This is a genomic window from Ectothiorhodospira shaposhnikovii, from assembly GCF_022227765.1.
GTDB lineage: Bacteria > Pseudomonadota > Gammaproteobacteria > Ectothiorhodospirales > Ectothiorhodospiraceae > Ectothiorhodospira.
In genome coordinates, this window is sequence record NZ_JAJMLZ010000003.1 from 237,400 (window position 1) to 260,563 (window position 23,164).

The window sequence follows — 23,164 nt, forward strand, 5'->3', positions numbered from 1 at the left end:
GTGAAGCATCCTGGTCGGAAATACCTTTAACGCCCTTCCCCTGCTATCTTGTCCCCCCATGCCTGCTTCATGCCTCCAGATATCACAGCGATGACCCAGCCTTTCGTTCACCTCCACCTGCATTCCGAGTTTTCCCTCGTGGACGGCCTGGTCCGGGTGGGGCCGCTGGTCGCCGCCGCCAGGGGCGCGGGGATGCCCGCCTGCGCGGTGACCGACCAGAACAACCTGTTCGCCATGGTCAAGTTCTACAAGGCGGCCCTCAAGTCCGGTGTCAAGCCGATCATCGGCGCTGACCTGTGGGTGACCGCCGGCGAACCCGGTGAACCGCCCACCCGGCTGGTGCTGCTGTGCCAGAACGATCCGGGTTACAAGCGCCTCACCCGCCTCATCAGCCGGGGTTATCAGGAGGGCCAGCAGAGCGGCACGCCGATCCTGGAACGCGAGTGGTTCACCCGCGAGGCCTGCGAGGGTCTGATCGCCCTGTCCGGCGGCCGGGAAGGGGAGGTGGGCAGGGCCCTGCTGTCCAGAGACCCCGATACGGCCGGGCCGGCCTGCGATTTCTGGTGTGATGTCTTCCCCGGTCGCTTCTACCTGGAACTGATCCGCACCGGCCGGGAGGGGGAGGAGGATTACCTGCACGCCGCCGTGGCCCTGGCGGCCGAACGGAACCTGCCGGTGGTGGCCACCAACGATGTGCGTTTCATCAGCCCCGACGATTACGATGCCCATGAGGCCCGGGTCTGCATCCACGAGGGCCGGGTTCTGGACGACCCCCGACGGCCCAGGCTCTACAGCCCTCAGCAATACCTCAAGACCCCGGAGGAAATGGCGGAACTCTTCGCCGACATCCCCGAGGCCCTGGCCAACACGGTGGAAATCGCCCGTCGCTGCAATCTCGTCCTGACCCTGGGGGAGAACTATCTGCCGGAATACCCCATCCCCGCGGGCATGACCACGGACGAGTATTTCCGCCAGCTCTCCCATCGCGGACTGGACGAGCGCCTGGTGCGCCTGTTCCCGCCGGACACCCCGGACCGGGAGGAAAAGGAGAAGACCTACCGGGCCCGTCTGGACGTGGAACTGGACGTGATCTGCCAGATGGGATTCCCCGGCTACTTCCTCATCGTGGCGGACTTCATCCAGTGGGCCAAGGACAACGCCGTGCCGGTGGGACCGGGGCGAGGCTCAGGGGCCGGGTCTTTGGTGGCTTATGCGTTGAAGATCACCGATCTGGACCCGATCCGCTACGAACTGCTGTTCGAGCGATTCCTCAATCCGGAGCGTGTGTCCATGCCCGACTTCGATATCGACTTCTGCATGGAGAAGCGGGACAGCGTGATCGAATACGTGGCCCGGCGCTATGGCCGCGACAAGGTTTCCCAGATCATCACCTACGGTACCATGGCCGCCAAGGCCGTGGTGCGTGACGCCGGTCGCGTGTTGGGCCATGCCTATGGCTTCGTCGATCGCATCGCCAAGCAGATCCCGTTCGAGATCGGCATGACCCTGGACAAGGCCCTGGAGCAGGAGGAGGACCTGCGCCGCAGTTACGAGGAGGACGAAGAAGTCCGCGGCCTCATCGACCTGGCCCGCAAGCTGGAGGGGGTGGCCAGAAACGCCGGCAAGCATGCCGGGGGCGTGGTCATCGCCCCCACCACCCTGACGGATTTTTCCCCCTTGTTCTGCGAACCGGGCGGGCAGGGGGTGGTGACCCACTTCGACAAGGACGACGTGGAGGCCATCGGCCTGGTGAAGTTCGACTTCCTGGGCCTGCGCACCCTCACCATCATCGACTGGGCAGTGCAGACCATCAATGCCCGCCGGGCAAAGGCCGGCGAACCGCCCCTGGACGTCAACGACGTGCCCCTGGACGAGGACGGCACCTTCGGTCTGCTCAAGCGTCAGGAAACCACGGCGGTGTTCCAGCTGGAATCCCGCGGCATGAAGGACCTGATCAAGCGCCTGCAGCCGGACAACTTCGAGGACATCGTCGCCCTCGTGGCCCTCTACCGGCCCGGCCCCCTGCAGTCGGGGATGGTGGACGACTTCATCAACCGCAAGCACGGCCGCGCCAGGGTGGAATACCCCCACCCGGCCCTGGAGCCCATCCTGCGCCCCACCTACGGGGTCATCCTCTATCAGGAACAGGTGATGCAGATCGCCCAGGTGCTGGCCGGCTACAGCCTGGGCGGCGCCGACCTGCTGCGCCGCGCCATGGGCAAGAAGAAGCCCGAGGAGATGGCCAAGCAGCGGGAGATCTTCCTGACCGGTGCCGTGGCGCAGGGGGTGGAGGAGGCCACCGCCAGCTACATCTTCGACCTGATGGAAAAATTCGCGGGTTACGGCTTCAACAAGTCCCACTCCGCCGCCTACGCCCTGCTGTCCTACCAGACCGCCTGGCTTAAATGCCATTACCCGGCCGCCTTCATGGCGGCGGTGCTCTCCGCCGACATGGATCACACCGACAAGGTGGTGAACCTGATCGAGGAATGCCGCTGCATGGACCTGGCGGTGATCCCGCCCGACGTGAACACGTCAAGCCATGAGTTCACGGTGCGGGATGACCGGACCATCGTCTATGGCCTGGGGGCCATCAAGGGGGTGGGGGAGTCGGCCATCCAGGTGCTCATCGACAGCCGTCGGACCGATGGCCCCTTCGCCTCGCTGGACGATCTGTGCGTGCGGGCGGATTCCCAGAAGATCAACCGTCGCACCCTGGAGGCCCTGATCCGGGCCGGTGCCCTGGATTCCATCGGCCCCAATCGGGCGACCCTGATGCACAACCTGCCCCTGGCCATGTCCCGGGCCGAGCAGCACCGCCGGGACCAGAGCATGGGGCAGGGGGATCTGTTCGGCATGGCGCCGCCGCCGGAAGTGGAGGCGGTGGCTACCCCCGTGCTGCCGGAGTGGGAGGAAGACATCCGGCTGCTGGCGGAGAAGGAAACCCTGGGGCTCTATCTCACCGGTCATCCCATCACCCGCTACGAGGCGGAGCTGCGCCGCATCACCGGCAAGCGCATCGCCGATCTGCTCTCGGACCTGGCGGACAGCGCCCCCGGGCAGGGGACCGGAGAGACCCAGGGTCGGGGTCGGCAGCGGGAGCAGAATGCCCTGATCGCCGGTCTGGTGGTGGGCATCCGCCTGCGCAACGCTCCGTCCGGCCGCATGGCCTTCCTGACCCTGGATGACCGCAGTGGTCGTATCGAAGTGGGACTGTTCGGTGAGGATTACCGCCGTTTCCAGAGTCTGCTGGTGAAGGATCGCCTGCTGGTGGTGGAAGGCGGCGTGGGCATCGACGAATTCAGCGGCGGCGTGCGCATGCGCGGTCGGCAGGTGATGGACCTGGACCAGGCCCGGGAGCAGTTTGCCAAGCGGGTGGATCTGACCCTCAACGGCGGCACCGACCCGGCGCTGGTGGAGGCTCTGCAGGAAAGCCTGACGCCGTTCCGGGACGGTCCCTGTCCGGTCTTCGTCAACTACAGCAACGGCCGTGCCCGCGCCCGTTTCCGGCTGGGTGATGCCTGGCAGCTGCGCCCCACCGAGGAACTGGTGCAGCGACTCCGGGGCCTGCTGGGGGAGGAGGCCGTGCAGATTCACTATCGTTAGCCTCGCGGGGCTGCCTGCACAGGGCTGTCCCCAAACCGCCGGCCGTGTAGAATGGCCCCTTTCCCAAAACCGACCCAGACCAGCGCCGATGAATCCGGATTTCCTTGAATTTGAGCAACCGATCGCCGAACTGGAAGCCAAGATCGAAGAGCTTCGTTATGTCAGTGATGATGCCGAGGTCAACATCCAGGACGAGATCACCCGTCTCGAGTCCAAGTGCAAGAGTCTGACCGAGTCCATCTTCGCCAAGCTCAACCCCTGGCAGATTTCCCAGCTGGCCCGGCATCCCCGGCGCCCCTATACCCTGGACTATGTTGCCCACCTGTTCACGGACTTCGAGGAACTGCACGGGGATCGGGCGTTCGCGGATGATCCGGCCATCGTTGGCGGCGTGGCCCGGTTCGAGGGGCGGCCGGTGATGGTCATCGGCCATCAGAAGGGTCGCGACACCAAGGAAAAGATCCATCGCAACTTCGGCATGCCCCGGCCGGAAGGCTATCGCAAGGCCCTGCGACTGATGCAGATGGCGGAACGCTTCTCCCTGCCCATCTTCACCTTCATCGACACCCCCGGCGCCTATCCCGGCGTGGGCGCGGAAGAGCGTGGCCAGAGCGAGGCCATCGCCCGCAACCTGCTGGAGATGTCCAGATTGCGTACCCCCATCATCTGCACCGTGATCGGCGAGGGGGGGTCCGGCGGCGCCCTCGCCATCGGCGTGGGCGACAAGGTGCAGATGCTCCAGTACAGCACCTATTCGGTCATCTCTCCGGAGGGGTGTGCCTCCATTCTCTGGAAGAGCGCGGAGAAGGCCGCCGATGCCGCCGAGGCCATGGGCATCACCTCTGCCCGCCTCAAGGAACTGGGCCTGATCGATGCCATCCTGCCTGAACCCCTGGGCGGCGCCCACCGCGATACCGTGGCCATGGCCGACACCTTCCGCGCCGGCCTGCTGGAAGGCCTGGATGAGCTGCAGTGCATGGACATCGATGCCCTGGTGGCCCGTCGCCACGGGCGGATCATGCAATACGGCCAGGTGAAGGAATAATCCCTGCCCGATCCTTCATCCCGCCGTGCTGGACACCCTTGCCGCCGCTCTCGAACGCCTGCCGCCGGCCCCCTTCTGGCTGATCGGCCTGAGCGGCGGCCTGGATTCCCATGTCCTGCTTCACGGCCTTCATGCCCTTTCCGGGGCGCGTACCTTGCCTCCTCTGGCCGCCGTGCATGTCCACCACGGCCTGAGTCCCCACGCCGACCGTTGGCAGACCCACTGCGAATCCCTCTGCCGTGACCTGAGCATCCCCCTGCGGGTCCTGGTGGTGGATGCCCGGCCCGCCACCGGCGAGAGTCCCGAGGCCGCGGCCCGCGCCGCTCGCTACCGGGCCATCGCCGACGCCATGGAACCCGGTGCGATCCTGCTCACCGCCCATCATCGCCGTGATCAGGCCGAGACCCTGCTCCTGCAGCTTCTGCGCGGCGCCGGTCCCGCCGGGCTGGCCGCCATGCCCCGGCTCAAGCCCTTTGGCCCCGGCTGGCAGGCCCGGCCGCTGTTGGATCTGGACCGGGACACCCTCGCCGATCATGCCCGCAAGGCCGCCCTGACCTGGGTGGAAGACGACAGCAACGCGGACCCGCGCTTTGACCGCAACCTGCTTCGGCAGTCGGTCATGCCCCGGCTGCGGGCACGTTGGCCGTCCCTGGATGCCACCTTGTCCCGGGCCGCCCTGTTGCAGGCGGAGGCACAGGATTTGCTGGCCGAGCGGGCCAGGGAAGACCTGGAGCAGGTGCGGGGGCGTGTGCCGGGCACGCTCTCGGTGGCCGGTCTGGCCGGGCTGCGTCGTCCCCGGCTGCGCAACGCCCTGCGGGGGTGGTTGCAGGACAAGGGTCTGCCCATGCCGGGGCGTGCCCGACTGGAGAGCCTGATCGAACAGATGCTCAAGGCCGGTTCCGACGCCGGTCCCCGGGTGGCCTGGGAGGGAGCCGAGGTCCGCCGCTACCGGGATGATCTGTATGCCATGCGGCCGCTGGTGCCGGTGGATGCGGGGCGGGTGTGGCAGTGGACGCCCACCGCGCCCCTGCGGTTGCCCGAGTTGGGCATCACCCTGGATCCCGCCATTCTGCGGTCGCACTGGGCACTGGATCCGTCCACCCTGACGGCGCCGTTGACGGTACGTCTCCGGCGGGGCGGGGAGGTGATTCGCTGGCGCGGTCAGACCCGTTCATTGAAAAAACTGCTCCAGGAAGCGGGGATTCCGCCCTGGGAGCGTGATCGGTTGCCGCTGATTCATGTCGATGAGCAACTGGTGGCGGTCTGGGGTATGCTGCCGGGATCCCAGGACTGAACCACGGCAACGGAGTCTCGCCTTGACCGCAGCCCCCATCAACCCCGGTTTCATGGTGGTCCACGGCAACCGCCTGGAAGACCTGCGCGCCCTGGCCGTGGAATGGATGCGTCGCCACCCCCTGGCGCCGCTGGAAAACGAGACCATCCTGGTCCAGAGTAACGGCATCGCCCAGTGGCTCAAGCTGGCCCTGGCGATGGACCCGGACGGCCCGGAAGCCGGCATGGGCATCGCCGCCGCCCTGGATGTCCAGCTGCCCGCCCGCTTCCTCTGGAACGCCTATCGGGCCGTCCTCGGCGCCGAGGCCGTGCCCACCGAATCCCCCTTCGCCAAGGACCCGCTCACCTGGCGCCTCATGCGCCTGTTGCCCGAATGCCTGGAACAGCCGGCCTTCGCCCCCCTGCGCCGATTCCTGACCGATGATGCGGACCTGCGCAAGCGCCACCAGCTGGCCCTGCGCCTGGCGGACCTGCTGGACCAGTATCAGGTCTATCGGGCCGACTGGCTGGACGACTGGGCCGCGGGCAGGGACCAGGCGCGGGATCCTCGGGGCGTGCTGCGTCCCCTGGACGGGGAGGACAGCCGCTGGCAGCCGGCCCTGTGGCGCGCCCTGATCGAGGATATGCCCCCCGATGCCCGCAGCCTGAGCCGTGCCGGGGTGCATGTCCGGTTCATGGACCGGGTCCGTGCCCTGGAGGCCCGTCCCCCCGGTTTGCCGCGGCGGGTGATCGTGTTCGGCATCTCCTCGTTGCCGGCCCAGACCCTGGAGGCCCTGGAGGGATTGGCCCGCTTCAGCCAGGTGCTGCTGTGCGTGCACAATCCCTGTCGCCATTACTGGGCCGACATCATCAGCGACAAGGACCTGCTGCGTGCCCGGCGTCGCCGTCAGTCCCCCAAGGCCGGTATGCCCGATGTCATCGCCGAGGAGGACCTGCACAACCACGCCCATCCCCTGCTGGCGGCCTGGGGCAAGCAGGGGCGTGACTACATCCGTCTGCTGGATGAGCACGATGATCCCGGTCACTACCGCAGTCTGCTGGAGTCGCTGCCCTGGCAGCGCATCGACCTGTTCGAACCCCGGGGAGGCGAAACCCTGCTGCAGCAACTGCAGGATGACATCCTCGATCTGTGCCCTCTGGCGGAGACTCGCGACCATTGGCCCCCGGTGGATCCGACGGAAGATGATTCCATCCGCTTCCATGTGGCCCACAGTCCCCAGCGGGAAGTGGAGATCCTCCATGACCAGCTGCTGGCGCGGTTTTCCCGGGACCCGAGCCTGCGGCCCCGGGACATCATCGTCATGGTCCCCGACGTGGACCGGTATGCGCCCCACGTCCAGGCGGTGTTCGGCCAGACCCGCCCGGATGATCCCCGTCACATCCCGTTCTGTTTCTCCGACCAGGCCCGGCGGGGGCGGGACCCCTTCCTGATGGTGCTGGAACAGCTCCTGCGCCTGCCCGAGTCCCGACTGTCGGTGAGCGAACTGCTGGACCTGCTGGATCTGCCGGCCCTGCGCGACCGCTTCGGCATCGGGCAGGGGGATCTGCCGCGCCTGCGGGCCTGGATCGAAGGGGCGGGCATCCGCTGGGGCTTGGACGCCCGGCAGCGCTCCGCCCTGTCCCTGCCGGAAGGGCTGGAGCAGAACACCTGGCGCTTCGGCCTGCGGCGCATGCTGCTGGGCTATGCCGCGGGCAGTCCAGGCCCCTGGCGGGAGATTGAGCCCTACGACGAGATCAGCGGCCTGGATGCCGCCCTCATCGGTCCTCTCCATGCCTTGCTGGAGGCCCTGGACCAGGCCTGGCGGAGTCTTGCCGAACCGGCCACGCCGTCGGTCTGGGGGACACGCCTGCGCACCCTGATGCAGAATTTCTTCGCCCCCGCGCAGGAGCGTGAGCAGCTCATGCTGCGGCGCATGGACGAGGCCCTGGAGCATTGGGAAACCCTGTGCGAAACGGCGGGCATGGTGGAGGCCCTGCCGCTCACCGTGGTGCGGGAGCACTGGCTCGGTACCCTGGACGAGTCCCACCTGTCCCAGCGCTTCCTGTCCGGGGCGGTGACCCTGTGTACCCTCATGCCCATGCGCGCCATCCCGTACCGGGTGGTCTGTCTGCTGGGCATGAACGACGGCGACTATCCCCGTGCCCATGTTCCCATGGATTTCGATCTCATGGCCGGAGAGCACCGCCCCGGCGACCGCTCGCGCCGGGAGGATGACCGCTACCTGTTCCTGGAGGCCCTGCTGTCGGCCCGGGATCACCTTTATATCAGTTGGGTGGGACGGGGTATCCGCGACAATGCCTTGCAGCCACCGTCGGTATTGGTGAGCCAGTTGCGGGATCACCTGGCCGCCGGCTGGTGCCTGCGGGGCGAGGGCAATAATAACGGGGAAGCCCTGCTCAAGGCCCTGACCACCGACTACCCGTTGCAGCCCTTTGGCCGGGCCTATTTCCAGGGCGATGACGACGGACGCTTCACCTATGCCCGGGAGTGGGAAGCCCTACATGTCGGCGTGGGGGCGGGCCTTGCCCGCGAACGGCAATTTCCCCGCCAAGGGGAAGCACTGCCCCCACCGATACTGGAAGAGGCACTGCCCGCCGAAGACCTCGCAGCCTTTCTCAAGGACCCGGTGCGCAGCTTTTTCCGCCACCGCCTCAAGGTCCACTTCGACGAGGCACCGAGTGCCGGCGAAGACCAGGAGCCTTTCGTTCTGGATGGCCTGGACCATTGGCAGGCCTTGGATCATCTGCTGGGGGCAGCCCTGGCGGACGATGCCGATCCGGAGCAGGCCGCCGAGCGCCTGGAGACGGCCTTGATCGGCTGGCAGCGCAGCGGCCGGCTGGCCCTGGGAGAGATCGGGCGCCAGCAGGCCGACCATCTGCGGGCCGAGGCGATGAACCTGGTCGTCACCTGGCAGGCAGCGGTCCGGGCCTGCCCCCGGCGGTTGCCGCGCCCGGAACTGCTGCGTTTCGAGCACGAGGGCCGGGTGGTGGAAGGCTGGCTGCCCCGATTGCGTCTGGACGCGGCCGGGGAACGGGTGCATCTGTTGTACCGGGCCGGTACCTTGAGGGCAAATGTCAATCCCTTCAAGCGTCTGGACCAGACCTGCCTGGCCTGGGTGCAGCACCTGATGGCCCATGCCCGGGGACTCACCCTGCGCACGATGATGATGGGGCTGGACGACACCCTGTGCCTGGACCCGCTGCCGGCACAGGAGGCCCGGGACCATCTGCACACCCTGCTGCGGGCCTGGGAAACGGGAATGACCCGCCCCCTCCCGGCCTACTGCCGGGGCAGCAGTGCCTGGCTGGATGCACTGGAGCGGGACGGCAAGGACCCGGAAGAGATCCTGACCCGGGTCCATGAAGGGGACGGGTTCAGGGGGGGCGCGGTGGACCAGGACCCCTGGCTGGCCCGGGCCTGGCCGGATACCCGATCCCTGCTGGCCCAGCCGGATTTCCCGGCCTGGGCCCGCGACCTCTACGGCCCCCTGAGCCGGGCCGCCTATCTGCTGGGCAAGGATTGAGGCCTATCCCATGTCCCATGTCCAGGTTCTGGATCCCCTGCATTTTCCCCTTCACGGCAGCCGCCTGATCGAGGCCAGCGCCGGCACCGGCAAGACCTTCACCATTGCCGCCCTCTATGTGCGGCTGGTGCTGGGCCATGGCGGGGCGAACGCCTTTCCCGAGCCTTTGCTGCCGCCCCGGATCCTGGTGGTCACTTTCACCGAGGCGGCCACCCGGGAGTTGAGGGAACGGATCCATGCCCGGCTGATGGAAGCGGCCCGGGTGTTTCGTGACCCTCTCGGACGGTCGCCGGATGCGTTCCTGTCGGCCCTGCTGGCGGATCATCCCGACGCGGCTGAACGCGCCCAGGCGGCCCGCCGTCTGGAGCAGGCGGCCCAGTGGATGGACGAGGCGGCGGTATCCACCATCCATAGCTGGTGTTACCGGGCCCTGCGGGAACACGCCTTCGACAGCGGCAGTCTGTTTACCCAGAACCTGGCGACGGATCAGTCCGAACTGCTGGCCGAGGCGGTGCGGGATTACTGGCGCACCGTGGTCTATCCCCGCGGCGCGGCCGATTTCGGCCTGCTTCGGCAGGTGCTGGGTGACGGGCCACAGGCCCTGCTGCCCATCCTCTCACGGTTGCTGGCGGGAGATCCGCCCCAGGATGAGCCGGGTTGCCTGGACGGGATTCTGGCGGCGCGGGTGTCCCTGCTGGAACGCCTCAAGGCCCCCTGGCGGGATGACTTCGACACCCTGGCGGATCAGTTCCGCCATGGCCTGTTGCCCGTGCTCAACGGCAACAAGTATCGCAATTCCGATCGTCTGCTGGCGTGCATGCGCCAATGGGCCCAGGAACCGTCCCGGTTGCGCCCCGAGCCCCCGGGCAGTCAGGACCCGCTGGAACAGCTCAGCCGGTCCGGCATGAATGCCCGGCTCAAGAAGGGGGGCAGCCTGCCTGCTAATCTCCACCCGGCCTTTGAGCTGCTGGAGCAGGCGGATGAACTGGACCGGGATCTGGCCGCCGAGGTGCTGGGTCACGCGGCGGCCTGGGTGCAGCGGCGTTTTCGCCAGGCCCAGCGCCGTCGGGCCCAGCTGGGCTTTGATGATCTGCTGACCTGCCTGCGGGACGCCCTGGACGGACCCAACGGTGATCGTCTGGCCGTCACCCTGCGCCGTCAGTTTCCGGTGGCCCTGATCGACGAGTTTCAGGATACGGATCCGGTGCAGTACCGCATCTTCGAGCGGGTCTACGACCTGGCGGCGGGCACGCCGGATGCCGGGCTGTTCCTGATCGGTGATCCCAAGCAGTCCATCTATGCCTTTCGCGGCGCCGACATCCATACCTACCTCAAGGCTCGCCTGGCCACCCGGGGGCGTCATTACACCCTGGGTGTCAATTATCGTTCCACCGAGGCGGCGGTGGCCGGTTTCAACCGGCTGTTTGCCCTGGGAGAACGGGAGCATCCCCGGGGGGCGTTCCTGTTCCGGCCCGACCGGACCGCGGACAATCCGGTGCCCTTCCTGCCGGTCCGGGCCCGTGGTCGCGACACGCGCCTGCAGGTGCAGGGCCAACCCCTGCCGGCCCTGACCCTGTGGCATCTGGAGGGCGATGACACCCTGGGCAGACAGGCCTACATGGATACCATGGCGGTACGCTGTGCCGGGGCGATGGCGGACCTGCTGGCGGCCGGTCGCACCGGCGGGGCGGGTTTCACCCACCCCGCCGACCCGGACAATCCCGGTTTCACCCCCCTCAAACCCCGGGACATGGCGGTGCTGGTTCGGGACCGGGGCGAGGCCAACCTGATCCAGGCGGCCCTGCGTGCCCATCAGATCCGCAGTGTCTATCTCTCCGACCGGGAGTCGGTCTATCTCAGCCCGGAGGCGGGCGACCTGCTGCGCTGGTTGCGGGCCTGCGCGGAGCCGGAATCCGACCGTCTGCTGCGGGCGGCCCTGGCCACCCCGCTGCTGGACCTGTCCCTGACGGAACTGGACGCCCTCAACCAGGATGAACTGCATTGGGAACGCCGGGTGGAACAGTTCCGCGGCTACCGCCGGTACTGGCGCAGCCAGGGCGTGCTGCCCATGCTGCGGCACCTGATGCATGACTTCGAGCTGCCCCGGCGCCTGTTCAGTCAGCCCTTCGGCGAACGCCGGCTCACCAACCTGCTGCACCTGAGCGAGCTGCTGCAAGCGGCCGCCACGGAGCTGGAGGGAGAGCATGCCCTGATCCGCCATCTGGTGGAGCACCGGCAGGCGGACCGGCAGGCCGCTGAAGAGCAGATCCTGCGCCTGGAAAGTGACGAGGATCTGGTGAAGGTGGTCACCATCCACAAGTCCAAGGGGTTGCAGTATCCCCTGGTGTTCCTGCCCTTCATTGCCGGTTACCGGCCCGGCAACGGCGGCAAGCCGCCCCTGATCTACCGGGACGGTTCGGGGCGACGGGTGGTCAGTTTCACGCCCTCCCCGGAGGACCTTGAGCGGGCCGACGAGGCCCGTCTGGCGGAGGATGTGCGTCTGCTCTATGTGGCGGTGACCCGGGCCTGTCATGCTTGTTGGCTGGGGGTGGCGCCGGTCAAGGATCGCAGCCGGGACGGTGGTTTTCATCGCAGCGCCCTGGGCAGCCTGCTCGGGGGCGGCAAGCCCGTCGCGCCGGCCGAACTGCGTGCCCGGCTGGAAGCCCTGCGGGCCGATGATCTGCTGCCCACGGATATGTCATCGGTGCAGGCGCCGCCCATTGATGAGGTGATCCGGATCATGCCCGCCCCACCGGTGCCGGTGATTGCACCGGGCCTTCCGGAGCGGGCGCCGGTCACGGCGGGCATTCGCCCGGCCCGGCGGCCCCTGCGCCCGGCCCGGGAACATTGGTGGATCGCCAGTTACAGTGCATTAAGGCTCGTCGGCCAGGACCATCCGGTGCCGCGCCCCGATCCGGAGTCGGCCCAGGAGGAGCGTCTGCGGGAGGCCGTCGACGAGGCCGGATCCCCCCCTGCCGCGCCACCGGCCCGGAATGGCGCGGATACCCCGACGCAATCCCCATCCCCGGTGGTCGCGCCACCGGCGGATTTCCCCCGGGGTCCCGAGCCCGGCACCTTCCTCCACGGCCTCCTGGAGTGGATGGCCCGCACCGGCTTCGAGACCCTGGCCCGGGACCCGGCACCGCTGAGGGAACTGGTGGCCCGGCGCTGTCATCACCGGGGCTGGGAGCGCTGGATCGATCCGATTGACCAGTGGTTGCGGGATCTGCTGCGGCTCCCCCTGCAATGGGAGCCGGGCGGTGCGCCCCTGGTCCTGGGGCAACTGGCCCACTGTCAGGCGGAAATGGATTTCTGGTTCCAGGCCGGGCAGGTGGACACCCGGAGCCTGGACCGGCTGGTGACCCGTCATACCCTGGACGGCCGCCCTCGGCCGGCCCTGCTGCCGGATACCCTCAACGGCATGATGAAGGGTTTCATCGACCTGGTGTTCGAACACCAGGGGCGCTATTACGTGGCGGACTACAAGTCCAATTGGCTGGGGGATACGGCCGGCGCCCATGGCCCCGAAGCCCTGGCCGGCGCGGTGGCCGCCCGACGTTACGATCTCCAGTACAGCCTTTATTGTCTGGCGCTGCACCGGCTGCTGCGGGCGCGGTTGCCGGACTATGACTACGAACGGCACATGGGGGGCGCCCTGATCTTCTTCCTGCGCGGGCTGGATGCCGACGGCGGCGGGATTCACTTCGAGCGTCCGGACGCCGGCTTCATGGACGCCCTGGACGGCCTCTTTGCCCGGCGGGAGCAGCGATGCCCATGACACCGCAGACATTGCTGACCCACTGGCCGTCGTTGCGAACCCTGCTTGATCAGTGGACCGAACGGGGTTGGCTGCGCCCCCTGGACCGGGCCCTGGCGGTCTTTCTGCACGAACAGGTGCCGGATACCCCGCCGCTGGTGCTGTTGCTGGCGGCCCTGGCCAGCCACCAGCTGGGGCGTGGGCATGTCTGTCTGGACCTGGCGGCCCTGCTGGCGGACCCGGACCTGAGTCTGTCCCTGCCGCCGGAATCGGACGACGGGGTGTTGCCGCCCCCCCGTCCTTCCTGGTGTCTGGCGGGACTGGTGCTGCCGACCCTGTATCAGGCCCTGGCGCAGGTCCCGTCACTGGTGGCGGCGGGCGCGGGCACCACGCCCCTGGTGCTGGACGGGCAGCGTCTGTATCTGCGGCGCTACTGGCAGTACGAGCAGGGCATCGGGCAAGCCATCGGTGAACGGCTGGCAATGGGGGAAGGGCTGCGCCAGGCCCTGTCCGGCGAGCGCATGCGTCACTGGCTGGATCGGCTGTTCGGCCCGGTGGGGCCCGATGCCCCCGACTGGCAGCGTATCGCCTGTGCCCTGGCCGCCGGTGGCGCCTTTGCGGTCATCACCGGCGGGCCGGGCACGGGCAAGACCACCACGGTGGTGCGTCTACTGGCCCTGCTGCAGGCCCTGCATCTGTCGGGGCAGACGGAGGGCCAGCCCCTGCGCATCCGCATGGCCGCCCCCACGGGCAAGGCGGCTGCCCGGCTCAACAGTTCCGTGGCCGGCCGGGTGGGGGCGCTGCCCTTGCCGGATGATGACCTGGGTCGGCGTATCCGCGCCGCCATTCCCACCCAGGTCACCACGGTGCACCGGTTGCTGGGTAGCCGGCCCAACAGTCGCCATTTCCGCCATCATGCCCGCAACCCCCTGCCGGTGGATCTGGTGGTGGTGGACGAGGCCTCCATGATCGATCTGGAACTGATGAGCCAGCTGGTACAGGCGCTGCCGCCGGAGGCCCGCCTGATCCTGCTGGGGGACAAGGACCAGCTGGCCTCGGTGGAGGCGGGCGCGGTGCTGGGTGAACTCTGCGACCGGGCCGACGGCGGTCACTACTCATCCAGGATCCGGGACTGGTTGCACGGGGTCAGCGGTGAAGCATTGCCCCCCGCCATGGTGGATAGCACGGGCCGGCCCCTGGATCAGCACATCATCATGCTCAGACAAAGCCACCGCTTCGGCGCCGACAGTGGCATCGGGCGTCTGGCCAGGGCGGTCAACGGGGGGGATCCGGCCCAGGTGGCGGCGGTGTGGGACGGTGGGGACCGGCTGCCGGACCTGGCCCGGGTACCGTTGCGCGGTGACGGTGACAAGGCCCTGGAGCAGGTGTTGATCCAGGGAGGCGGGGATCTGTTCCAGGATGATGGGGCAGGGCAGGGGGAGCGGCCCCGAGGCCATGCCCACTATCTGACCGTGATGCGCGACACCGATCCCGGTGACGGTGCCTGTCGCGAAGCGGTGGATGACTGGGCCGGACGCATCCTGGGCGCTCAGGCCGAATTTCAGTGCCTGTGCGTAATCCGTGGCGGACCCTGGGGCGTGGAACAGATGAATCATCGCATCGCCCAGGCCCTGGGCAGGGTGGGTCTGCTGGCGCCGGAAGGGGTCTGGTATCCCGGGCGGCCGGTGATGGTCACCGGCAATGACTACGGCCTGGGGCTGATGAACGGGGACATGGGCGTTGCCCTGTCCATGCCGGATCCGGAAGCCCCGGACGGCCGGGTATTGCGGGTCGCCTTCCCGGCGGCGGACGGCAGCCCACGGGTGCGCTGGATTCTGCCCAGTCGCCTGGGGCAGGTGGAAACCGTGTTCGCCATGACGGTGCACAAATCCCAGGGGTCCGAATTCCGCCACACCGCCCTGGTCCTGCCGGACGCCCCCAGCCCCATCCTGACCCGGGAACTGATCTACACCGCCATCACCCGCGCCAGTCGGTGGTTCAGCCTGTTGATGCCCAGGGCGGGCATTCTGGAAGCGGGGGTGAAACGGCGGGTGCTTCGAAGCAGCGGACTCAAGGGGGCGCTGCTATCCACAAAACCTGTGGAAAACTCTGTGGAAACCATGTCATGAACCCGTCAAAACCCCCGTCCGGGCATGGGTTCAAAACAGATTGGCCAGAAAATGACCAGTGGGAAATTCAAACGACTCAACGGATTAGCATTTCCTCCGCTGTCGGAAATGTCAAGTCTTGACAATGGGTTGGCCCCGGTAAAAGCGCCGGGGCCTGTGCACAATCTCCCTAGCTGACGCCGTATTCCACCAGCAGGTCCTCGTCCCTGACGATCATCTGGCAGGCCAGACGCCATTGGGAGGGGATGTCGTCCACGGACATCTGCTCGATGTCATCGCTGCTGAGCTTGCCGAGTTGTTGCAGCACCGTCTGTTCCTTGGCGGTCAGCGGGCCACCCTTGGGGGTCTTCTTGTCCAGGTGGGTGACCTTGATCAGGCAGGTTCCGCATTCGCCATCCTGGCAGTCGAAGTTGATGGGCAGCTTGTTTTCCCGGGCGATCTTCAGGATGGTTTCGGTATGGCTACCGGCGACCGCGTACACGGTCTTGTCCTTGTAGTCCGGATGGGTGAAGGTGATGTTGGGCATGGGTGTGATCTCCTCAAGGTGATGAAACTGGATGCCGGATCAGACCGGGCGCACGGTGGCGTCACCGAGCACCTGGGCCTGGCAGGCCAGTCGCTGGTGCCGACCGGCGTTGTTTTCCCGCAGTACCTTGTGTTCCACCACGGAGGGTTCGGTGAGATTGTTCCAGCCTTCCTCCACTTCCATCAGGCAGGTGCCGCAATCACCTTCGCGGCAGCCATAGATGATCCCCGAGCCCACCTTTTCCGAGATTTCGATCACCCGCACCCCGACCGGGGCACTCACGGTGAGATTGATATCCTTGAACGTCAGTTTGGCCTTGGCCACGGTGCATTCTCCTCATTGTCGTCATGTCATGGCGAATCACTCGCAGCCGGGTTGAAGCAATATTTGTACCGTGGTCTTTTTGTTGTGTCTTTTTTATTATTTTTATTGATTTTCAATAATTTGTGTTTTTTTTAGTGAGCTTGGGCAAGACCCGGCGTATGTGAGCTTCAAGACAACCCGGATATTTGTCAGTGTTCTGACCCCGTCATTCCCGCGCAGGCGGGAATCCAGTGCCTGTCCAGGACTACGAATTCTGGGCTCCCGCTTTCGCGGGAGTGGCGAGGGGGGGAGCGACAATGGGAAGATGTCGATAGAGTTGCACTGCACAAGACTGTCCATATACGCTCCGGCCCATGTTCCCTCCCCTGTACCGAAGATCCTCCGCCATGTCGCTTGCCCGTGTCCTGGTATCCCTGTGTCTGTGTGTGTTCATGATGGCGGAGGCGGCGGCCCAGCCGCTGCCGCCCCAGGTGCAGCGACTGCTGGAGCAGTACCGGGTTCCCGCCGAGGGCATCAGCGTCCTGGTGCAGCCGGTGACGGGGGGCGCCCCGTTGCTGGAACACCGGGTGGATGTGCCGCGCAATCCCGCCTCCGCCATCAAGCTGGTGACCACCTATGCAGCCCTGGAAGTGCTGGGTCCGGCCCATACCTGGCAGACGGAAATCCATACCTTTGCCCCGGTGGTCAATGGCACCCTGCAGGGGGATCTCTACATCCGCGGCGGGGGAGACCCGTTTCTGGTGGCTCAGGAGGTATGGAAGATGGCCGGTGCCCTGCGCCGCACCGGTATCCAGCGCATTCAGGGCGACCTGGTCTTCGATCTGAGTCACTTCGACATCCCCCGCGAGGATCCCGGCGCCTTCGACGGCCAGCCCTTCCGGGCCTACAACCAGCCGCCCCATGCCTTGCTGATGAACTTCAATGCCATCAGCTTCCAGTTCCGTCCGGCCGAAGACGGGCGCTCCGTGCAGGTGGCAGTGGATCCACCACTGGCGGATCTGCGCCTGGACAACCGCCTGCGATTGGGTGGACAGTCCTGCGGCACCTTTCCCCAGGGCGTCGGCTTTCATGTGGCCCGGGAACAGCCAGTGCCCCGGGTACTGTTGGAAGGGGAGTTCCCCAGGGGCTGTGAGGACGTGAGTCTGCTGCGCACCGCCCTGCCGCCGGAAGAATATGCCTACAGTCTGTTCACGGAACTGTGGGGGCAGTGGGGGGGCACCCTGGAAGGGGGGTGGCGGCTGGGCCGGATCCCCGATCCCACGTCCCGTCCACGGGTGGTGCACCATTCCCCGCCGCTGGGGGATCTGATCCGACCGGTGAACAAGCACAGCAACAATGTCATGACCCGTCATATGAAGCTGGCCCTGGGGGCCCACCGGTATGGCGGTCCGGCCACCCTGGAAAAGGGCTATGCCGCCATTCGGGAGGTTCTGGAACGGGAAGGGATCGACACCCGGGGGCTGGTCATGGACAACGCCGCCGGTCTTTCCCGCACCAACCGGATCACGGCCCGCCAGCTGGCGGGGGTGCTCATGGCCGGACGCCGGAGTGCCTACATGCCGGAGTATGTCTCGTCCCTGGCCCTTTCGGGCATGGACGGCACCCTGCGTCGCCGCTTCGTGGGCCAGCCCGAGGCCGGGCGGATGCACCTGAAGACCGGTTACATCAATGGTGTGTCTTCCGTGGCCGGGTATGTGCGCACCGCCGGTGGACGCGATCTGGTGGTGGTGGTCTTGATCAATCATCCCAACGCCCACCGCTGGGCCGGTCTTGAGATCCAGGATGCCCTGCTGCGCTGGGTGTATCGTCAGGGGTAATGACACGGTCGTATGAGCCGAGCCTGATATCTACGCCGTTGAAGCTGCGCTACTATCCGGGTAACCGGCGGATACCGGTTGGCCCCATGCCTGATTGCGTTTCTGGAGGAACTCCCAATGATCGGCGGTATTCAAAACTACTACGAACACTTGGTGTACGACCGTATCCGTCACGTCCTGCTGGAGTCCGGTGATCCGCTGGATACCGTGCACATGGACGACCTGGCCTGCGTGGCCCTCAATCGCCTGCCGCCCCGTTACCTGAGATTTTCCGTGGATCTCACCACCCGCCTGACCGACGAGGACTGGGACGTGATCAACCGCCAGGTCAACGAGGCGGTGGACTATGCCTTCCGTACCACTCACCGGCGCCAGGAACTGCGCGAAACCTGACGATTCCTAGATGACCCCCTCTGCCGTCTTCAGACCGCTTTTTTCCTACCGCCCCTACTGGGCCGCACGCTTCGGCGTCGCGCCCTTCCTGCCCATGTCCCGGCACGAGATGGATCAGCTGGGCTGGGACAGCTGTGATGTGATTCTGGTGACCGGTGATGCCTATATCGATCATCCCAGCTTCGGGGTGGCCATCATCGGTCGCCTGCTGGAGGCCCAGGGTTTCCGGGTGGGGGTCATTTCCCAGCCCGACTGGCGTTCCTCTGAGCCTTTTCAGGCCCTGGGCCGGCCCAATCTGTTCTTCGGCGTGACCGCGGGCAACATGGATTCCATGGTGAACCGCTATACCGCCGACCGCCGCCTGCGCAGCAACGATGCCTACAGCCCCGACGACGAGGGTGGCCGGCGGCCGGACCGGGCCGTGATCGTCTACAGCCAGCGGGTGCGGGAGGCCTATCGCGACGTGCCCGTCATCATCGGCGGGATCGAGGCCAGTCTGCGACGGGTGGCCCACTATGACTACTGGTCCGACAAGGTCCGCCGCTCCGTATTGCTGGACTCCCGGGCCGATCTGCTCATCTACGGCAATGGGGAGCGTGCCCTGGTGGAGGCGGCCCATCGTATCGCCAGGGGGGAACACCCCAGAGACATGAAGGATCTGCGCGGCACCGCCTTCTTGCTGGATACCCCGCCGGGAGACTGGCATGTGCTGGACTCCACTCTGGTGGACCGGCCCGGGCCGGTGCAGCGACATCGGGACCCTTACTGCGAGGAGATTCCGGAGCAGTGCGGCCCGGGTCAAGCCGTGGCCTGGGGCAAGGCCGCCGGTGCCCAGGTCATTCGCGTCCAGCGGCGTGCCTTGACGGCCCACCCCCGGGAACGGACCGTCATCCGTCTGCCCGACTGCGACACGGTGCAGGATGACCCGGTGCTCTATGCCCACGCCTCGCGCCTGATCCACCTGGAAACCAATCCGGGCAATGCCCGTGCCCTGGTGCAGGGACATGGGGACAAGGACCTGTGGATCAATCCGCCGCCGATTCCCCTGAGCACCATCGAGCTGGATCAGCTGTTTGACCTGCCCTTTGCCCGCGCCCCCCATCCCGCGTATCGGGGGGCGCGCATCCCGGCCTGGGAGATGATCCGGTTCTCGGTGAACATCATGCGTGGCTGCTTCGGCGGCTGTACCTTCTGTTCCATCACCGAACATGAGGGGCGCATCATCCAGTCCCGCTCCGAGGACTCCATCGAACGGGAAGTGGACGAGATTCGGGACAAGGTGGAGGGATTCACCGGGATCATCTCGGACCTGGGCGGGCCGACGGCCAACATGTACCAGCTCGGATGCAAGGACAAGGCCATCGAAGCCCATTGCCGCCGTCTGTCCTGCGTGCATCCCCGCATCTGCCGCAATCTGAATACCGATCACGGGCCGCTGATCCGGCTGTATCGTCGTATCCGCCAGCGTCCCGGGGTGAAGAAGGTGCTGATCGCCTCGGGGTTGCGTTACGACCTGGCCCTGGAGTCGAAGGAATACATCCGCGAACTGGTCACCCACCATGTGGGCGGGTATCTGAAGATCGCTCCGGAGCATACCCAGCCCGGCCCCCTGTCACGGATGATGAAGCCGGGCATCGAGGTGTACGAGCGGTTTCGGGCGCTGTTCGAGCGCTTCAGCCGGGAGGCGGGCAAAGAACAGTATCTGGTGCCGTATTTCATCGCCGCCCATCCGGGCACCACCGATGAGGACATGCTGCATCTGGCCCTGTGGCTCAAGCACAACGGCTTCCGTCTGGATCAGGTCCAGGCCTTTCTGCCGGGTCCCATGGCCCTGGCCACCGCCATGTATCACGCCGAGCGAGACCCGCTCAAGCCGGTGACCCGGGGCAGTGAACGGGTGTCGACCGCCAAGGGATTGCGTCAGCGCCGGCTGCACAAGGCATTCCTGCGCTACCACGATCCGGAAAACTGGCCACTGTTGCGGGAAGTCCTGCAGCGCATGGGGCGGGCCGACCTGATCGGCAACGGCAAGCGCCACCTGGTGCCCCGGTTCCAGCCAGCGGGAACCGGAACCACGGGGGAGGGGCGTCGGCGACCGGTACAGGCCGCCGAGCGCCCCGCGTCGCGGCGCAAGAGTCCCCGCGGTCCGGCACCGGATCGCGGTGCGGTGGCCGGCCGTACCCGCAAGCGTCGTTAACGCCCCGCCTTGGGTCCCAGCAGCAGCCAGAGGATGAAGCCGATGACCGGCAACAGTAGCAACAGGACGATCCAGAGCACCTTGGCCCCGGTGCCCGCACGGCTCTGAATGGTGCTCACGATTGCCCAGATGACGGCGATCAGCAGGATCAGGCCCAAAAGACCGGTGACTTCAAAGCCCATAAACACCTCCGTTGCATGGATGGAAAGAGACGTTCCCCTGCCACCATACCCGGACCGTGTTGCTCTGGCCAGACTCCGCCGCCGTTGGCATCATGGCGTTGATGCCGGTATCCTCGCCGATGACAGGCGTTTGATTCATCAAGCAGCGGAGTCCAGTCCATGCCCTATGTCAACATCAAGATCACCCGTGAAGGCGCCACCCCGGAGCAGAAGGCCGAGTTGATCCGCGGCGCCACCCAGTTGCTGGTGGATGTGCTGGGCAAGAACCCCAAGACCACGGTGGTGGTCATCGATGAAGTGGACACCGACAACTGGGGCATCGGCGGCGAGACCGTGACCGTGCTTCGTCGGCAGGGCTGAGGTGGATCATGCGGCACCCGTTCAAGCGTTCGGGCAGTGCACCGGGTCCCGGGGGACGCCGGAAGAAGACCGACATGGGTCTGGTGCTGGTGGGGCTTTTGCTGATCGGCGTGGGCCTGTTCACCCTGCTGGGCGGGGAGATCTGGATCAGCCGCCTGACCGTGGGGGAAGGGCAGGGCATCGGCGGAACCGCCGCCCTGGTGGTGGGCGGCATCTTCATCGGCCTGGGGGCCTTCTTCCTCAAGGAATCCCGCAAGTAGCGAGTCCGTCGTTTCAGGCGTGACCGTTGAGCAGTCGGTACAGGGCCTGATACTCGGCGGTCAACTTGTGGTTGGGCGCCAGATGGATCATGGGGCGGGCATGCTGGTGGGATTCACGGATCTTCACCGAGGCCGACAGGTAGGTGGCCAGTACCGGCAGGTTCTCGCTGATCAGTTCGTCCACCAGCGCCCGAGGTAGGTTGGCGCCGGATTGGAAGTGATTGACGATGATGCCTTCCACCTGCAACCGGTCATTGTGGTCTTCCTGGATCTCCCGCACGTTGTCCAGCAGCTCGTACAGGGCGCGGCGGGAAAAATCGTCGCAGTCGAAGGGAATCAGGCAGCGTTCCGAGGCGATCAGGGCTGAACGGGTGAAGAAGTTCAATGCCGGCGGGGTGTCCATGTAGATGCAGTCATAATCCCCGGCGATGGCGTCCAGGGCGTCGCGCAGCTTGTAGATCTTGTAGCGGGACTCCAGCTTGGTTTGCAGGTTTTCCAGTTCCCGGTTGGCGGGCAGGATGCTCAGGTTCTCGAACGGGGTGGGACTGACGAACTGGGCCAGGGAGGCGGTGCGTCCGGTGAGCCGCATCAGGCCCAGGGTGGAGGCAAAGAAGTCCGCCATGGTGTGCTTGCAGGTATCGGCGGCCTGTCCCATCAGGTAATGGCTGGAATTGCCTTGGGGGTCCAGGTCGATGACCAGCGTCCGCAGGCCGTGACTGGCGCTGATGGCCGCCAGGTTGCAGGTGATGGTGGACTTTCCCACCCCCCCTTTCTGATTGAAGATCACGCGTCTCATGTACTGCTCCCAACCGGAATGGCGCATGGACAGGGTGTCCATGCCTCAGTTGGTGGGGCAGTTTAGACAAAGGCGCCCCCGGGGTCGAGGACTGTCGGACCCTCAGTCCGGCTGTCCATGGGACAGCGCCCAGGTCACGGCCCGGCCCCGGCCCTCCTGGATCTGCTCCGGCGTGGCCCGGGATTCCAGCGTCCGGCGCAGTTCCATCCCCAGTTCGTCGCCCCCCGCCGCCGCCAGATTCGACCACTGGATGGCGGCCACGGGGTCGGCGGTCACGCCCCGACCTTCCGCGTGCATCATGGCCAGCCAGGCCTGCATGCGGGGGTGACCCTGGTGAGCACCCTCATGGGTGTAGTGGAAGGCCTTGTCGTCATCCGCCGTCACGCCGCCGATTCCCTCGATATAGAGTCGTGCCAGGAAATACAGGGCCAGCACTTCACCGGCTTCCATGGCCGGCAATAGCAGGGCCTCCGCTGCCAGGGCGAGATCCGGATCGCGTCCTCCGAGGGCGTCGGCGATCCAGATGGAGGCCAGCGCCACCCGGGCGGGCGCATGCCCTTGGTCGATGGCGTATCGAAACCAGTCTTCCGAGGTTTCCCGGTCCCGTGGGACCAGTTCGCCCCTCAGATGGATCCAGCCCAGATGCATGGCATAGGGCAGGGCGCCCGCACGGGCGGCCTGGCCGTACCAGTACACCGCCTGTTCACCGTCGGGTGCCGTTCCGTGACCGTGTTCGAACAGCCATCCCAGGTAGGCCATGGCGGTGGGTGAACCCTGCTCGGCGGCCTGCATGAACAGGGCTCTGGCCTGATCATGGGCCGGCGGGTCCTGCGCCAGGTACTGATGGGCCTGTGCCTCTGGATCCGGATCCGGTGCCGGATTTGCCGAAGCGGCGCTGGTCGACAGCAGCAACAGGGTTAAAAGCAGGATGCGCATGGCGTTCTCTTGAGGGTCT

Annotated in this window: 16 protein-coding genes; 11 read left to right on the forward strand and 5 right to left on the reverse strand. The window is 66.5% G+C overall.

Translation table 11 applies throughout. The features are described 5' to 3' along the window. The first annotated feature begins 90 nt into the window (after positions 1-90). The 6 genes from dnaE (at position 91) to recD (ending at position 15,354) form a co-directional block, all read left to right on the forward strand. A complete protein-coding gene (gene dnaE / locus LQD11_RS06020; protein WP_238616720.1) occupies positions 91-3,606 on the forward strand; it encodes a DNA polymerase III subunit alpha in 3,516 nt (1,171 codons plus the stop codon). A gap of 88 nt (positions 3,607-3,694) precedes the next feature. Then, positions 3,695-4,651, forward strand: a complete 957-nt coding sequence (gene accA, locus LQD11_RS06025; protein WP_238616721.1) for an acetyl-CoA carboxylase carboxyl transferase subunit alpha — start codon at positions 3,695-3,697, stop codon at positions 4,649-4,651. A 25-nt stretch (positions 4,652-4,676) separates the two neighbouring features. Further along, a complete protein-coding gene (tilS, locus tag LQD11_RS06030) occupies positions 4,677-5,945 on the forward strand; it encodes a tRNA lysidine(34) synthetase TilS (protein ID WP_238616722.1) in 1,269 nt (422 codons plus the stop codon). A 52-nt stretch (positions 5,946-5,997) separates the two neighbouring features. Continuing rightward, entirely contained in the window at positions 5,998-9,468 is a 3,471-nt protein-coding gene (recC, locus tag LQD11_RS06035) for an exodeoxyribonuclease V subunit gamma (protein WP_238616779.1), read from the forward strand. Positions 9,469-9,478: 10 nt separating this feature from the next. Continuing rightward, complete coding sequence (gene recB / locus LQD11_RS06040) at positions 9,479-13,246, forward strand: exodeoxyribonuclease V subunit beta (protein WP_238616723.1); 3,768 nt, start codon at positions 9,479-9,481, stop codon at positions 13,244-13,246. Further along, entirely contained in the window at positions 13,237-15,354 is a 2,118-nt protein-coding gene (recD, locus tag LQD11_RS06045; RefSeq protein ID WP_238616724.1) for an exodeoxyribonuclease V subunit alpha, read from the forward strand. The genes recB and recD overlap by 10 nt, the downstream gene beginning before the upstream one ends. Before the next feature lie 169 nt (positions 15,355-15,523). Here the strand turns inward: recD and LQD11_RS06050 are convergent, their stop codons facing one another. After that, the gene (locus LQD11_RS06050) at positions 15,524-15,880 is read right to left on the reverse strand and encodes a 2Fe-2S iron-sulfur cluster-binding protein (RefSeq protein ID WP_200176023.1); all 357 of its coding nucleotides are present in this window, start codon (positions 15,878-15,880) and stop codon (positions 15,524-15,526) included. Between the two features lie 39 nt (positions 15,881-15,919). Further along, positions 15,920-16,204 (reverse strand): 2Fe-2S iron-sulfur cluster-binding protein, encoded by a 285-nt coding sequence (locus LQD11_RS06055; RefSeq protein ID WP_090209413.1) that lies wholly within the window; start codon positions 16,202-16,204, stop codon positions 15,920-15,922. A gap of 386 nt (positions 16,205-16,590) precedes the next feature. Between LQD11_RS06055 and dacB the strand changes: the two genes are divergently transcribed. From dacB to LQD11_RS06070, 3 genes are all read left to right on the forward strand, one after another. After that, positions 16,591-18,021, forward strand: a complete 1,431-nt coding sequence (dacB, locus tag LQD11_RS06060; protein ID WP_238616725.1) for a D-alanyl-D-alanine carboxypeptidase/D-alanyl-D-alanine endopeptidase — start codon at positions 16,591-16,593, stop codon at positions 18,019-18,021. 117 nt (positions 18,022-18,138) lie between these two features. Further along, on the forward strand, positions 18,139-18,414 hold the full coding sequence (locus LQD11_RS06065; RefSeq protein ID WP_008932304.1) for a late competence development ComFB family protein: 276 nt from the start codon (positions 18,139-18,141) through the stop codon (positions 18,412-18,414). Positions 18,415-18,424: 10 nt separating this feature from the next. Further along, positions 18,425-20,611, forward strand: a complete 2,187-nt coding sequence (locus tag LQD11_RS06070) for a YgiQ family radical SAM protein (protein ID WP_238616726.1) — start codon at positions 18,425-18,427, stop codon at positions 20,609-20,611. Here the strand turns inward: LQD11_RS06070 and LQD11_RS06075 are convergent. Further along, complete coding sequence (locus LQD11_RS06075) at positions 20,608-20,793, reverse strand: PLD nuclease N-terminal domain-containing protein (protein WP_008932306.1); 186 nt, start codon at positions 20,791-20,793, stop codon at positions 20,608-20,610. The genes LQD11_RS06070 and LQD11_RS06075 overlap by 4 nt on opposite strands. Before the next feature lie 159 nt (positions 20,794-20,952). Between LQD11_RS06075 and LQD11_RS06080 the strand changes: the two genes are divergently transcribed. Then, positions 20,953-21,153 carry a tautomerase family protein gene (locus LQD11_RS06080; RefSeq protein WP_238616727.1) on the forward strand — a complete coding sequence of 67 codons (201 nt, stop codon included), beginning with the start codon at positions 20,953-20,955 and terminating at the stop codon, positions 21,151-21,153. Between the two features lie 8 nt (positions 21,154-21,161). Continuing rightward, the gene (locus LQD11_RS06085; protein ID WP_238616728.1) at positions 21,162-21,413 is read left to right on the forward strand and encodes a hypothetical protein; all 252 of its coding nucleotides are present in this window, start codon (positions 21,162-21,164) and stop codon (positions 21,411-21,413) included. A 13-nt stretch (positions 21,414-21,426) separates the two neighbouring features. Here the strand turns inward: LQD11_RS06085 and LQD11_RS06090 are convergent, their stop codons facing one another. Beyond that, a complete protein-coding gene (locus LQD11_RS06090) occupies positions 21,427-22,209 on the reverse strand; it encodes a ParA family protein (RefSeq protein ID WP_008932309.1) in 783 nt (260 codons plus the stop codon). Positions 22,210-22,311: 102 nt separating this feature from the next. Further along, positions 22,312-23,145 carry a tetratricopeptide repeat protein gene (locus LQD11_RS06095; RefSeq protein WP_238616729.1) on the reverse strand — a complete coding sequence of 278 codons (834 nt, stop codon included), beginning with the start codon at positions 23,143-23,145 and terminating at the stop codon, positions 22,312-22,314. Between the last annotated feature and the right edge of the window lie 19 nt (positions 23,146-23,164).

What these genes read in the sequence shown, in the direction of transcription:
- LQD11_RS06090 (WP_008932309.1), bottom strand. Translation starts at nt 22,209, where the DNA reads ATGAGACGCGTGATCTTCAATCAGAAAGGGGGGGTGGGAAAGTCCACC.
- LQD11_RS06070 (WP_238616726.1), top strand. Translation starts at nt 18,425, where the DNA reads ATGACCCCCTCTGCCGTCTTCAGACCGCTTTTTTCCTACCGCCCCTAC.
- recC (WP_238616779.1), top strand. Translation starts at nt 5,998, where the DNA reads ATGGTGGTCCACGGCAACCGCCTGGAAGACCTGCGCGCCCTGGCCGTG.
- LQD11_RS06075 (WP_008932306.1), bottom strand. Translation starts at nt 20,793, where the DNA reads ATGGGCTTTGAAGTCACCGGTCTTTTGGGCCTGATCCTGCTGATCGCC.
- recD (WP_238616724.1), top strand. Translation starts at nt 13,237, where the DNA reads ATGCCCATGACACCGCAGACATTGCTGACCCACTGGCCGTCGTTGCGA.
- LQD11_RS06080 (WP_238616727.1), top strand. Translation starts at nt 20,953, where the DNA reads ATGCCCTATGTCAACATCAAGATCACCCGTGAAGGCGCCACCCCGGAG.
- LQD11_RS06085 (WP_238616728.1), top strand. Translation starts at nt 21,162, where the DNA reads ATGCGGCACCCGTTCAAGCGTTCGGGCAGTGCACCGGGTCCCGGGGGA.
- dacB (WP_238616725.1), top strand. Translation starts at nt 16,591, where the DNA reads ATGTCGCTTGCCCGTGTCCTGGTATCCCTGTGTCTGTGTGTGTTCATG.
- recB (WP_238616723.1), top strand. Translation starts at nt 9,479, where the DNA reads ATGTCCCATGTCCAGGTTCTGGATCCCCTGCATTTTCCCCTTCACGGC.
- dnaE (WP_238616720.1), top strand. Translation starts at nt 91, where the DNA reads ATGACCCAGCCTTTCGTTCACCTCCACCTGCATTCCGAGTTTTCCCTC.
- LQD11_RS06095 (WP_238616729.1), bottom strand. Translation starts at nt 23,145, where the DNA reads ATGCGCATCCTGCTTTTAACCCTGTTGCTGCTGTCGACCAGCGCCGCT.
- LQD11_RS06050 (WP_200176023.1), bottom strand. Translation starts at nt 15,880, where the DNA reads ATGCCCAACATCACCTTCACCCATCCGGACTACAAGGACAAGACCGTG.
- LQD11_RS06065 (WP_008932304.1), top strand. Translation starts at nt 18,139, where the DNA reads ATGATCGGCGGTATTCAAAACTACTACGAACACTTGGTGTACGACCGT.
- accA (WP_238616721.1), top strand. Translation starts at nt 3,695, where the DNA reads ATGAATCCGGATTTCCTTGAATTTGAGCAACCGATCGCCGAACTGGAA.